The following is a 14,022-nucleotide window of genomic DNA, read 5'->3' as shown; positions in this document are numbered from 1 at the left end:
AAAATTAACGCTGTGAAAATAAGACTACTATTATTTTTTACATTTTTCGCTATAACTTCAGGATTCAGCCAGGTTGATATAACTCTTTATGAGCAATTCAACGGGAGGTATGACTTTACTTTTGTAGGAAACACACTTAACACTGCAGAGAATAATTTAACGGCTGTTGGAGAATGCTCAATAAATACATCCTCATCTGCGATTCTTAATCTGCAGCCGGATGACATAATTACGGCGGCTTATTTATACTGGGCCGGCTCAGGAACCGGTGATTTTGATATTAAATTAAACGGTACCGATTTTACCGCCGAACGCATATTTCCGCTGACGGCAATAACACTTGACGAGATACCACGACCCTATTTTGGTGCTTTTGCTGATGTAACAACTTTAGTTCAAACAACCGGAAACGGAACTTACACCTTATCTGAACTTGACCTTACACAGGTAGTAATTGATGATTTATATTGCGGAAATAAAACCAACTTTGGAGGCTGGGCCATTATTGTTGTTTACGAAAATGCTGCACTACCCTTAAACCAGCTTAATGTTTATGATGGGATGCAGTACGTCCCTAATTCCATTTCAATTACGCTTCCAAGCCTAAACGTAATTGATAATAACAATGCCAAAATAGGCTTTCTGGCATGGGAAGGTGATGCTAACCTTGCTATAAGCGAAACCCTTACGATTAACAATTCTGTTCTTAGTAATACTCTTAACCCTGCAACGAATGCCTTTAATAGCACCAACAGTGTTACTGGCTCATCTGACCTGTACAATATGGATCTTGATATTTATAACATCGAAGATTATATTGCTCCCGGAGATGAAACTGCTGAAATAGAATTATCATCAGGTCGTGACTTTGTAATGGTCAACGCTATTGTTACCAAATTAAACAGTGAATTGCCCGACGCTACAGTTACCATTGATGATGAATTTAAAGACTGTGCTGCGCAAACCTTACAGGTAACTTATACCGTTCATAACGATAACAGTACTGCTCCACTGCCTGCCGGAACGATGGTAGCTGTTTACCTGAATGGCAACCTTATAACAACATTTGCCACTCAAAATGAATTGCCTATTAACGGCAGTGAAAGCGGTACATTGTTATTACCGCTACCTATCGGCTTAACGGGCGAAGTTCAAATCATCTTTATTGTAGATGATAACGGAACCGGAGTTGGTAGTGTTACTGAAATAAACGAACAAAATAATTCGTACATACACACTACGACGCTTTGGGCATTAGAACCCATAAATCCTGCAGATATAACCGTTTGTGAAACTGCCAGCAATACGAATGTGGGTATTTTTGATTTCTCGGGATACGAAGAGTCACTTAAAACAGACCCGACGCAAACTGTTGCTTTTTATCACACTCAAATTGGCGCTCAGTCTCAGGACACGAATGATGAGATAAACAATAGCGACAGCTATCTTTCTACTCAAAACCCCGAAACCATATATGTAAGGCTTGATGATCCGAATGGATGTTCTACCATAGCCTCGTTTGATCTAATTGCCATTGACTGTACATTCCCTGATGCAACAGTGATGATTGATACTATTGTTACTTCATGTGATTCAAAAGAACTACAGGTAACCTATACCGTAAACAATTTTAACAGTTCTGATATATTACCGGCAAATACGCCAATAGCTATTTACGCCAACGGAATACTGATCACAACAACAGTAACAGCCTCAGATATAGCTATAGACGGTAGCCTTACGGCAACGATAACTATAACTATCCCTGCTTCCATTCCTCAAAACTTCAATCTTACTTTTGTTGTTGATGATACCGGCAACGGAACAGGTATTGTTATAGAAACCGATGAGACCAATAATAGTTTTACACTGCCGTTTACGCTTTGGGTATCACCTGTACTGACACAGCCTCAGGATATAGAAGGCTGTGAAACGTTTAACGGTTCAGGTATTGGAGAATTTGATTTCTCAGCATACGCCGAGTCGCTTAAAAACAACCCCACAGATGTGGTTACCTTCCATTTGTCACAAGCTGATGCCGACAACAATACTAATGCAATTAATCCTCTTAATTATAATGCTGTAACCAACACAGAAATTTATGTTAGGCTTACAGATGCTAATGGTTGTTATGATACCGCATCCTTTACGCTTATCACTATTGATTGTTATTTCCCTGATGCATCGGTGGTTATAGACGATGTATACAAGCAATGCAATTCGCGTGTACTACATATACATTATACAGTAAGCAACTTTAACGGAACTGACGTACTCCCTGCAAATACACCTGTAGCTATTTATGCCAATGGTCAGTTACTTACGGTGGTTCACACCATTAACACGCTGGAAATTGGTGAAAGTGAACCCGGTTTTATAGAAGTAACGGTACCTTTAGGAATACCATTAGACTTTGAATTAAAACTTACTGCCGACGATACCGGCAATGGTGTCGGCATTGTAATTGAAACGGACGAAACTAATAATGAATTTGCCCAGCCTGAAAACCTGCCGCTTTCTCCGGTATTGATACAGCCCGATGATATAGAAGTATGCGACACAGGTTTTGGAAATGCAACATTTGATTTTTCAGGTTATGCCGAATCACTGAAGAACTATCCAAATGAGGAAGTAACGTTCTATTTTTCTCAGCCTAATGCCGATCAGGATTTTGACCGTATATATAATACTTCAGATTATAAGATTGAAGAAAACCCAACGCGCATATACGTGCGCCTTTTTAATGGAACATGCCACACAACAGCTTCTTTCCTGTTGAAAACAAAAAAATGTAAACCAATCACCCACAATTACCTGACACCTAATGGCGATGGGCTTAACGACACCTTTTTTGTCGAAGGCTTGCGCAACGTATTCCTGAACTTTAAGCTGAGCATATATAACCGTTGGGGAACATTGATCTGGACAGGAAACCACAATACAGCCGATTGGGATGGTGTAGCTGATGTTTCAAAAATTGGTTCTGAAGGCACCGAAGTACCTGTAGGCACCTACTATTTCATACTGGAACTAAACGACCCCGATTTCCCTGAACCGATAGTTGACTGGGTATATGTAACGAAATAAATTGTGCTTTGGATTTCTTTAAACTATGGAAATAAAAGACCTTAACATTCCTGAAATAGCGAAACTTTTTGATTACACTCAAAATGAAGACACCAAATCGTGCGTTAATAAAATGCTGTTTACCCCTTTACCCACTTTAGAAGATGCCTTAGAGCGACAGGATATTCTTAAAGGTTTTATAGCCAATATCAGTCTTTTTGAAAACTATTCCTATTCACGGATAGATTTTAGGGAGACGGATTATTTTATAGAAAAATTCAACCAAAATGATTACTTACCACAAAACATAAAGCTAAAACTAAATCTTTACAAAACCCTTTATCACGAATATCGTAGCAAATTTGTCCAGGTAGTATTATTGCTTAATCGCCTGAATTCCTACATAAAGAACCTGCCGACGAAAGCATTCCCTGAAAACTATAAAAAGGAACTGCTTTCAATGGATGATTATCTCAGTAGCTACAGACTTAATTATTATGATAACCTCATCCGTGAAAATAAACTCAGGATAAAACACGTTATTGAATTCTTTGGGTTAATTGCTGAAAAGAAAAGTAAAAAACTCGAAATAGCTTTTAAAGATGCTTACACTAGGTTTGAAACCTATATTTCTATCGCCAAGGGTATAAAAGCACATCAATTCATTTTTCCTGAAATAGGGCATGCAAACCTTTCTGTCAACGATTTTTATCACCCGCTTTTAAAATCACCTGTAAAGAATTCACTGCAAACAAACTGTAATATTATATTACTTACCGGACCTAATATGTCCGGAAAATCTACATTACTCAAAGCTTTAGGTATATGTGTATACCTTGCTAATATTGGCTTAGCCATCCCTGCTTCTACAGCAAAAATTCCGTTTTATAACAATATTGATGTTTTTATAAATCTTAATGATGATTTACAGAGTGGTTACAGTCATTTTATGAACGAGATACAGAATCTTAAAAAAGTAATTACAAAAGCGGGAAGCGGTAAACCTGGATTTGCTGTTTTCGATGAATTATTCCGTGGCACTAATATAGATGATGCTTTGGAGATTAGCTGTTCAACACTAAAGGGAATGCTGAATTTTCCGAATTCACTATTCTTTGTTTCAAGCCATTTGCATCAACTTACTCAAATGGAAGAAATAGAATCAGGTAAAATAGCATGTATGCACCTGGATTGCAACCTGAACAATGAAAGTCCTGAATTTACTTATCAACTTAAGCAAGGAAGCAGCGACATAAAAATAGGCCGTATACTTTTCGAGAAAGAGAACATGAAGGAATTACTAAAGCTGTTATAAAAGCTTATTTTCTATCTAAAGCCGGTAATGACCACTTATAGTTTACAGCCATTAGTCTTATTGCGATAATAACAGCGGAAACTACAGGATAAAGCACGTCTTCCGATACATTTAACTTACGTAACAGGAAGAAAACACAGCCACCTATAATACATATAGTAGCATAAATTTCTTTTCTAAAGATAACGGGTATCTCATTGCATAAAATATCACGGATAACACCTCCAAAACAGGCTGTCATTGTACCAAGGGCAATGCAAATTACGGGATGGAGGCCACTTGCAATACCTTGTTCAAGACCGATAAGCGTAAACACCCCAAGCCCGATGGTATCGAAAAGGAAAAGAGAAACCCTTAACTTGTCAAGCTTTTTTCTGAATATGAGTGTTACTACAAAACCAGTTATGATTACATACACAGAATCCAGATTGCGCATCCAGCCTACGGGTGTATGACCAATAAGTACGTCCCGCAATGTACCACCCCCAACGGCAGTTACAAATGCAATAACAAAAACCCCAAAAGGGTCCATTTTTTTATTAATAGCAGTAAGGGCTCCAGATATGGCAAAGGCCATGGTTCCTAATATATCGAGAAGATCAAACATTACATGTTTCGGGTATAGTAGTTATAATCGTGAAGTACTGTATCTACAAATGCCATTGCATTCTGAGAAACTGATTTTATGCCTGTAACCTTTTCAATCTTATCCTGTAACTTGTCTATCATTACAAAATCGGCATTCTTCACACTGGCTTCATACGTTTCTTTAATGATCCTGACATCATTATCACTAAGCTTGATAACAAGAGGATAAACAGGAACATAATTATCCCTTACCTCTTTAAGTATTGTATGATTAATATTAATGCTGTTTTTAAGGGTAATTACAGCAGTTCCGGCAGCCATATCGCCAAGCCTCTGATTTTTATTGTTCACGATCATGCTGATAAGCCCGATAAAACTAAACGGAGGAGTTACTTCTACTATCCTCAAAATCCATCGGATAAGATAATCTCCAAAACCAGCCTGATAGCCATCTATTTTTATAACCTTAATCTTCATTATCCTCTTGCCTATCGTCTGTCCTTCCATGAGAGCTTCCTGCCAGAGTGCATAAAACAGCACGGGCAACGATATCAATCCATGAACGGCACGCTCAGACCACGGATCGTTGGGTATCAGATCGCCTAATCCAACAAGTTCTACCAAAACATAATATATAAGAACATAATAAGCTATAATAACAAGTAAATCAATTACATATGCCAGCATACGTTCTCCAACCGAAGCCGTATTAAAATTAATATTAACATTTTGCGTAGTAGTTATGGATAATTCTGACATATTTTATATTTTAGCTTTGTATGAGAGAAGTTGCATTTATAAAACAAAATAAAGAAAAATGGCTTGAATTTGAACAGGCTATTTTTGGTAAAGCTAAAAAAAATCCTGATGAATTAGCAAGCCTTTACATACATCTTATTAACGACCTATCGTTTGCACAAACCTATTATCCTAAAAGTAAAACGGTTGTATACCTTAACCATCTTGCTTCTATAACCTACCAAAAGATATACAAGACCAAACGCGAAGAAACCAATCGTATCGTTCGCTTCTTTAAGACCGAAGTGCCTCTTATCGTTTATCAAAACAGGCGTTATATGCTTTATGCTTTTGCACTGTTCTTTGTTTTTACATTTATTGGTGTGATTTCAGCAGGTAAAGATGAAACATTTACAAGATTAATCGTTGGAGATGCTTATGTAAATATGACGCTTGAAAACATAGAAAAAGGCAATCCGGTAGCCGTGTACAAAAGTGGCAGCAACTGGGGAAGTGCGATAGGTATTACGCTTAATAATCTAAGGGTTGGAGCGACTTCTTTTGTTTTGGGAGTTTTTGGAGGTGTGGGCACAGTTTATATCCTTTTTAAGAACTCCGTAATGCTGGGCTCTTTTCAATACTTTTTTTACGAGCATGGTGTGCTTTGGAAAAGTGTAAGAGGTATCTGGATACATGGTTGTATGGAAATATTTGCCATAGTTGTAGAAGCCGGTGCCGGACTGATGTTTGGCGCAGCATTGCTTTTTCCTAAAACCTTCTCAAGGGTAGCTTCTCTTAAAAACGGTTTTAAGAACGGTCTTAAAGTATGGTTCAGCACTATACCGTTTACTATTGCCGCAGGAATACTCGAGGGGTTTGTTACCCGATACTCACCCGATATGCCTTTGTGGCTTAACCTGCTTATCATATTGGGCACACTTGCTGCCATATCCTATTATTATCTTGTATATCCATTTATTGTAAACCATAAAATCAAAAAATATGTTCCAACTGTATAAAGTCAGGAATTTTAATGCAATCATAAACGATACTTTTACCTTTTTTAAAGTTGCCGGTAAAAATTACTTCAGGAATTATTTCATCATAAACGGTCCGCTACTATTAATACTTATAGTAATTGGCTTCGTTTTCTTTAAAATATTCTTTGAGAACATCTTTTCAGGTGTAATTTCAACGGGATCAACCGGAACTGCAGACAACTTATTTTCGGATAATTTCGGTTTGATGGTTACTCTTGGTATACTTACAGGAGTACTGGGACTTGTTGCTGCTATTATCAACTACAGCTACCCGGTAATTTACCTGATGCTGATGGAGAAAAACGAAAAACCTGATACCAGGGAAATTATAAATGCGCTAAAAAAACGAATAGGCAAGGCTATAATTTTCGGGCTGCTCTCACTGGTTACATTTTTGCCTTTACTGGCACTGATATGCATCGTCTCTTTTTTCCTTGCGATAATAATCATTGGCTTCCCGGTAGCCGTTATACTTATTGCAGCGTTTACCTGCTGGATGTATCAGTCCTTCTACGAATACATAAGTACAGATAATAGCTTTTTCGGTTCTATGGAAGCAGGACACACTTCGGTTAGACGAAGCTTTTGGGCTACTTCCGGAAGCACGGCTATTTTTTATATCATTCTTTATATTATACAAATGATACTGGGATTTGCAGGTATGATTATAAATATGCTGTTTGGACTTGTAAGCGCCGGTCCTGATCTGGAAAATGCAGACCCTAATAATATAATGGCTGCCATGAGTGTTACTATGATCATCGCTTTCGTAATCCAGACCATTGCAAGCTTCGTGATGGGTAATTTTATATTCATAAACCAGGGTATGATCTACTACAGCTCAAAAGAGCAGGAAGACAATAAAACGCTTTATAATGATATTGACCTTATAGGACGTGAAGCTGAATAAATACATATTATATTTCCTTTTTACCACTGCGGTAGCCTTTGCACAGGATATTCAGAATGATTCGGTAGCCACCGAAATCACTGAAGAATTCATTGAAGATAAAACTGTTGCCGACACTGCCGCTGCAGAGTATATTCCTGTAGAGCATACTTATGTAAACAGGACTTTTCCGCGTGGTTTTGACGAAAAGTATAAAGCTGAATCTGAGTTTGATTACGAAGTAAAAATAAGGACTAAAACACTGTGGGACCGTTTTTGGGAAGCCATAGGTAATTTCCTTGATCGTCTCTTCTCTTCCGGCAATAACGCTACAGGAACTTCTGCTTTTGAAATTTTCATGCGAATCCTGGCTTTTCTTCTTATAGGCTTTGTGATATACATGATTGTGCGAGCCATACTGAATAAAGAAGGGATGTGGATTTTTGGACGTTCCGCCAAAAAAATAGAAAGCAGTGATGTTACCATAGAAAACATCCATGAACTTGATTTTAGCAAACTAACAGAAGAAACTAAAAAAGAAGGCAATTACCGACTTGCCCTCCGCTACTATTACCTTTGGGTCCTTAAAAAAATGTCCAGCAGGGAAATCATAGAGTGGCACTGGGATAAAACTAACAGTGATTACCTGTATGAAATCAAAGACAATACATTAAGAAAAGATTTTGAGTACCTGTCATACCTATATGACTATAGCTGGTATGGAGAATTCCAAATTGACAGCGATGCTTTTTACAAAGCTGAAAAAGCATTCCTGAAAACATTAAACACGATCTAGGATGAGCAGGAAATTAATAATATACTTTGTATTGGTATCCTTGGTAATAGGACTGCTCATTTATGTAGATGCATCAAGGCCAAAACCTATAAACTGGAAGCCTACCTATGCCGCTAAAGACAAAATACCATTTGGGCTATATGTTTTTGATAAAGAAGCGCCACAGCTTTTTAAAGGTGATTCTATAAAAAAACTACGCGAAACACCTTATGAATATTTTGACAAGCTATACAACTACAGCACTAAGCAGTATCGTTCTCCTGGAACATTTATAAGCATTGATGAAGCCAGTGATATCGATACCGAATCTGCCAAGGAACTTATTTATTTCGCCGAACACGGTAACACGGTATTTATAAGTTCTAAAATGCTACCGAAGTTCTTACTGGATACTCTTGAAGTAAAGGTAAAGGGTGATTTCTCTCTAAAGGACACTTTAAAAATGAACCTGGCAAACAAAGGAACAGAGTATAACTATTCGCGTGGCGCCGGATTGATATACTTTGATAGTATAAAAAACAAAAAAGCAGAAATACTGGGTTACCAACAGCATGGCAAAGACAAAAAACCTAACTTTATAAAAATCCCTTTTGGAGAAGGTCAGTTCTTACTGCATACTCAGCCTGCCGTATTTAGCAATTACTATCTTTTACGCGATGGCAATTTTAAATATACCGAAGGACTGGCATCTTACATTCCTAAAGGGAATATATACTGGTACTCGCCATGGTTCGTGAAAAGAAATTTCGAATCGGACAATTCACTTCGTTATATACTAAGCCAGCCTGCACTTAAATGGGCCATGTGGCTGGGCTTAATCGCCATTATTGCTTTCGTACTCTTTAATGCCAAAAGGAGACAACGCGTAATTCCGGAGATATACCCTTTAAGAAACACCACGGTAGATTTTGCAAAAACCATTGGTAACCTTTACTATATGGAGCGCGACCATCATACGATCATTGAGAAGAAAATAATTTATTTCCTGGAGCATATACGAACAGTATATCTTATAGACACATATAAACTGGATGACGACTTTATAGAAAAGCTTCACTTAAAAACAGGAAAACCTGTTGAAGACATTAAAAAGACTGTCCGTTTAATACAGAAGCACAGACATGAGTTTACAAGTACCGAAGCTGATGTACTTGCAATAAATAAAGCAATTGAAAATTTAAGATAAATAACCAATCTATAAAATTATATATGGATACTTTTAATAACGAAGACCTGACTCCGCAAAACGACACCAATGAAACTCAGAATTCAGGTGGTATCAATATAGAAAACACATCAAACCAATCTGAAAACGAAACCATCAGCTTTCAGGCAAGGCTTGATCTTTCTGAACTTCAGGCCGGAATAGCAGCTATTAAAGCTGAGATCAATTCGGTTATAGTAGGACAGCATAAAATGATAGACCAGCTTTTGGTAGCCATCCTTTCTAACGGACACGTACTATTAGAAGGTGTTCCGGGTGTGGCTAAAACCATAACCGCAAAACTATTATCCAAAACATTATCGCTTCACTTCAGCAGGATACAGTTTACACCCGATCTTATGCCTTCGGATATATTAGGAACATCGGTATTTGACTTATCAAAATCGGTATTTAATTTCAAAAAAGGGCCAATTTTCTCAAACTTTGTACTGATTGACGAGATTAACAGGGCTCCGGCTAAAACCCAGGCTGCATTGTTTGAGGTTATGGAAGAGCGTCAGATTACCGTTGAAGGTGTAACACACGGCATGGAAGCTCCTTTCCTGGTAATTGCAACGCAAAACCCTATTGAGCAGGAAGGTACTTACAGACTGCCTGAAGCACAGCTTGACCGTTTCCTTTTCAAGATAAATATCGATTACCCTAACCTTAGTGAAGAGATTGCCATCCTTCAGAGGGAAAACGCACTTCAGAACAAACAAAAGCTTGATAATATCAAACAGATATTATCTCAGGTTGACATCATAAAATACCAGTCTATTGTAAAACAAATAACAATAGAACCACAGTTGTTGGAATATATTGCCAAAATTGTAACCAACACCCGTGAAAATGCATTCCTGTACTTAGGAGCATCACCACGAGCATCTATTGCGATACTTAACGCTGCGAAAGGATTTGCTGCACTAAGAGGCAGGGATTTTGTAACTCCGGAAGATATTAAAGATTCTGCGGTCCCTGTGCTTCAGCACCGCGTAATGGTAGCACCTGAGCGTGAAATGGAAGGCCTGACAGGTGAACAAATCATAAAACAAATAATTGATACCGTAGAAATACCGCGCTAATGAAGTGGTTCCGAAAAATATACCTTAATAATTTCCTGTTCTATGTGATAATGGGAATAATAGTATGCTTTGTAACGGCGCAGTTTATCCCCTCGCTTTACAAGGCCTGCTGGTTATTGCTTTATATTACCCTTGGTTTTATCGTAGTGGATTTCCTGTTGCTTTTTGCGAGTAACCAACGATTTACAGCCCACAGAAAAACCCCGGAAAAGTTTTCTAACGGTGATGAAAATCCTGTTGTTATTGAAATGGAAAGCGGGTATTCATTTCCGGTAAGCATTAAGGTTATTGATGAAATTCCCCAACAATTTCAGGTTAGGAATTTTGAGATAAAGAGAAAAGTACCAGCCGGGACAAAAGACAGCTTCGAATACTTTTTGCGTCCGGTTGAACGTGGAGAATATTACTTCGGCAGCCTGAATGTATATGTATCCTCACCTCTTCATCTGGTATGCCGAAGATTCATTTTTGATAACGGAGCCATGGTACCCACCTACCCTTCTTTTATTCAACTAAAAAAATATGACCTGATGGCTTTCTCTAATAAGCTATTTCAGTACGGCCTGAAAAAAATCCGCCGTATTGGTCATACCATGGAGTTTGAACAGATAAAAGATTATGTTTCGGGAGATGACCTACGCACCATAAACTGGAAAGCTACTGCCAAGAAAAATCAGCTGATGGTAAACCAGTTTCAGGATGAACGTTCGCAAAACGTTTATATGGTTATCGATAAGGGGCGTGTAATGAAAATGCCTTTTAACGGTCTTAGCCTGCTTGATTATGCAATTAACTCTACACTGGTACTGTCTAATATTATTCTGAAAAAACAGGATAAAGCAGGTATGTTTACCTTTTCTAAAAAAGTAGAGAACCGTGTGGCAGCCGAAAGACGTTCGAGTCAGATGCAGCGCATTCTTGAAACACTTTACAACGTTAAAACGAACTTTTTTGAGAGTGATTTTGGTCGATTGTATGGCGACATAAAGAAAAACGTTAACCAAAGAAGCCTTATATTACTATATACTAATTTTGAGACTGTAGACAGCCTTAAACGCCAGTTACCCTATCTTAAAGGTATTGCACATAACCATTTGCTTGTTGTGGTTTTCTTTGAGAACAGCGAACTGGATCAGTTGATCAATGGTAAAGTTAAAAACGTTCAGGAAGTGTACGATCAGGTTATCGCAGAAAAGCTTGCCTTTGAAAAAAGGCTCATTGTAAATGAGCTAAAAAAATACGGAATCCATTCGGTACTTACAAAACCTGAAAACCTCACTATTGAGAGTATCAATAAATACCTTGAGATAAAAGCAAGAGGTATTTTATAAATAATGATAAAAAGACCATGAGTGCAAAAAAAATAAATATAGATGCTATAAATATAGGCTTAATGTTTCTTGCACTCATACCTGCAATGCTTCTGCCATTTGAGCTTTTCCTGTTTGTATATGCTTTTTTGGGTCCGCTACATTACCTTACCGAGATTAACTGGCTACATAAAAAGAACTATTTTACTACTCAAAAGTACGACTATATGTTACTTTTAGTTCTAATAGCAATAATAAGCCTGCTAGTATTTACCCATACGACTTATAAGAATTATATAAGTTTCTTTTACTTTTTTGCTTTTGCAGCGGCCTTTAGTATGGTTATTTATAACAATTACATAAAAAAAATACTTCTTACGCTGGTCCTGCTCGCTGTAGGAAGTGTATTTTTCTATTTTTTTAATGACAGTTTTAAAACTGCATTTACTATTCTATTACCGTCCTTAATACATGTATTTATTTTTACAGGTGCTTTTATAATTTTAGGGTCGTTAAAATCTAAAAGTAAGCTGGGTATAGTATCAACAGTTGTGTTTGTGATATGTGCCTTAATAACACTTTTTGCATCACCCCGCACCGGACTCACTCATGTAGATGCAGAAGTATATAATATGTACGGAATTTTTAGGCCTATAAATGAAGTACTTGTTCGTTTATTCAGTTTTATACAGGTAGACAATGCCAAAATTGCCATTTGGGCACCTACAGGAATAAGCGAAAGAGATATGGAGATATTTTTTTCTGGTACCGGCATTAAAGTAATGCGCTTTATTGCTTTCGCCTATACCTACCATTACTTTAACTGGTTCTCAAAAACATCTGTCATACAATGGCATAATACTAAAAGGATTAACATGGTACTTATAGTACTAATTTGGATTATCTCAATAGTATTATATGCAAAAGATTATATGCTAGGTCTTAAATGGCTTTTTGTATTGAGCCTTGCCCATGTAATTCTAGAATTTCCTCTTAACAACCGAAGCTTTCTGGAAATAAAACAACAATTAGCAGCAAAGTTTTCTAAGTAATCATTGTTGTTTACCTTTGCTCTCTGCAACACTTACTTATGAAACAAATTACAAGCGCCCAGAATCCCTTTATAAAATCATTGGTTCAACTACAGGAAAAAGCTAAGGCACGTCGTCAGAGCGGTACTTTCCTAATTGAAGGCCAGCGTGAGATTCAGCTTGCCCGAAAAGGCGGTTATGAAATAGAAACTGTTTTGTTTTTGCCCGATATGCTTACCGACAGTGTTGTTGCGTCTCTTGCCGGCAAGCATGTGGAAATGATTGAAATAAGCCGTGAAGTCTATCAGAAACTAGCCTACCGCGACACCACTGAGGGAATTATAGCTATAGCTAAAAGCAAGAGCCTTGAACTATCTGATTTAAAACTGGGAGATAATCCGCTGGTACTTGTTGCTGAGACTCCGGAAAAACCGGGTAATCTCGGTGCATTGCTTCGTACTGCTGATGCCGCTAATCTTGATGCGGTAATTGTTGCTAATCCAAAAAGCGATATGTATAACCCAAATGTAGTACGTTCCAGTGTAGGCTGCCTGTTTACTAACCAGATTGCCACTGGTACCACTGACGAAGTAATCGCTTACCTTAAATCTAAAAACATCAATATCTTCTGTGCTACATTACAGGACTCTACCCAATACCACACTCAGGATTATACTACCCCTACTGCACTGGTTGTAGGCACCGAGGCCACTGGACTTACACAGGAATGGCGTGACGCCTCCACCAAAAATATTATCATCCCAATGCAGGGAGAAATCGATTCAATGAATGTATCTGTCGCTGCTGCCATACTTATTTTTGAAGCCAAAAGACAAAGAGGATTCTAAGAAACTAACGATATAAAACACTTCATTTTAATAAATCAGTTAAGAGTTTTGAAGCAATCCCTTGTTTTTCCCACAACAATAGCTTCTATAATTGATTTTATTAAAAAAACAA

The 14,022-nt window shown here is 37.7% G+C and carries 12 protein-coding genes; 10 read left to right on the top strand and 2 right to left on the bottom strand.

Features of this window, described 5'->3' with window-relative positions; all coding sequences use genetic code 11:
* The first annotated feature begins 12 nt into the window (after positions 1-12).
* Together DEU42_RS15065 and DEU42_RS15060 are read left to right on the top strand one after the other, a co-directional pair.
* Positions 13-3,087: a gliding motility-associated C-terminal domain-containing protein gene (locus DEU42_RS15065; RefSeq protein WP_147278137.1), complete on the top strand. Its 3,075-nt coding sequence runs from the start codon at positions 13-15 to the stop codon at positions 3,085-3,087.
* Positions 3,088-3,112: 25 nt separating this feature from the next.
* Positions 3,113-4,381 (top strand): MutS-related protein, encoded by a 1,269-nt coding sequence (locus DEU42_RS15060; protein WP_114759154.1) that lies wholly within the window; start codon positions 3,113-3,115, stop codon positions 4,379-4,381.
* A 4-nt stretch (positions 4,382-4,385) separates the two neighbouring features.
* Here the strand turns inward: DEU42_RS15060 and DEU42_RS15055 are convergent, their stop codons facing one another.
* A complete protein-coding gene (locus tag DEU42_RS15055) occupies positions 4,386-4,988 on the bottom strand; it encodes a trimeric intracellular cation channel family protein (RefSeq protein WP_114759153.1) in 603 nt (200 codons plus the stop codon).
* The gene (locus DEU42_RS15050) at positions 4,988-5,728 is read right to left on the bottom strand and encodes an RDD family protein (protein WP_114759152.1); all 741 of its coding nucleotides are present in this window, start codon (positions 5,726-5,728) and stop codon (positions 4,988-4,990) included. The genes DEU42_RS15055 and DEU42_RS15050 overlap by 1 nt, the downstream gene beginning before the upstream one ends.
* 20 nt (positions 5,729-5,748) lie before the next feature.
* Between DEU42_RS15050 and DEU42_RS15045 the strand changes: the two genes are divergently transcribed.
* The 8 genes from DEU42_RS15045 (at position 5,749) to DEU42_RS15010 (ending at position 13,910) form a co-directional block, all read left to right on the top strand.
* A complete protein-coding gene (locus tag DEU42_RS15045; RefSeq protein WP_114759151.1) occupies positions 5,749-6,726 on the top strand; it encodes a stage II sporulation protein M in 978 nt (325 codons plus the stop codon).
* Entirely contained in the window at positions 6,710-7,657 is a 948-nt protein-coding gene (locus tag DEU42_RS15040; protein ID WP_114759150.1) for a hypothetical protein, read from the top strand. Before DEU42_RS15045 ends, DEU42_RS15040 begins: the two co-directional genes overlap by 17 nt.
* A complete protein-coding gene (locus DEU42_RS15035; protein ID WP_114759149.1) occupies positions 7,644-8,432 on the top strand; it encodes a DUF4129 domain-containing protein in 789 nt (262 codons plus the stop codon). Before DEU42_RS15040 ends, DEU42_RS15035 begins: the two co-directional genes overlap by 14 nt.
* A 1-nt stretch (position 8,433) precedes the next feature.
* On the top strand, positions 8,434-9,618 hold the full coding sequence (locus DEU42_RS15030; protein ID WP_114759148.1) for a DUF4350 domain-containing protein: 1,185 nt from the start codon (positions 8,434-8,436) through the stop codon (positions 9,616-9,618).
* 98 nt (positions 9,619-9,716) lie between these two features.
* Positions 9,717-10,721, top strand: a complete 1,005-nt coding sequence (locus DEU42_RS15025; RefSeq protein WP_233506707.1) for an AAA family ATPase — start codon at positions 9,717-9,719, stop codon at positions 10,719-10,721.
* Positions 10,721-12,052 carry a DUF58 domain-containing protein gene (locus DEU42_RS15020; RefSeq protein WP_114759146.1) on the top strand — a complete coding sequence of 444 codons (1,332 nt, stop codon included), beginning with the start codon at positions 10,721-10,723 and terminating at the stop codon, positions 12,050-12,052. The genes DEU42_RS15025 and DEU42_RS15020 overlap by 1 nt, the downstream gene beginning before the upstream one ends.
* Positions 12,053-12,069: 17 nt before the next feature.
* Positions 12,070-13,083: a hypothetical protein gene (locus DEU42_RS15015; RefSeq protein ID WP_114759145.1), complete on the top strand. Its 1,014-nt coding sequence runs from the start codon at positions 12,070-12,072 to the stop codon at positions 13,081-13,083.
* Between the two features lie 38 nt (positions 13,084-13,121).
* The gene (locus DEU42_RS15010; protein WP_114759144.1) at positions 13,122-13,910 is read left to right on the top strand and encodes a TrmH family RNA methyltransferase; all 789 of its coding nucleotides are present in this window, start codon (positions 13,122-13,124) and stop codon (positions 13,908-13,910) included.
* Positions 13,911-14,022: the final 112 nt, after the last annotated feature.

This window comes from Flavobacterium sp. AG291 (genome assembly GCF_003350375.1).
Lineage (GTDB): Bacteria > Bacteroidota > Bacteroidia > Flavobacteriales > Flavobacteriaceae > Flavobacterium > Flavobacterium suzhouense.
The sequence above is the reverse complement of the archived record's forward strand: the minus strand, read 5'-3'. Positions and strand labels throughout refer to the sequence as shown.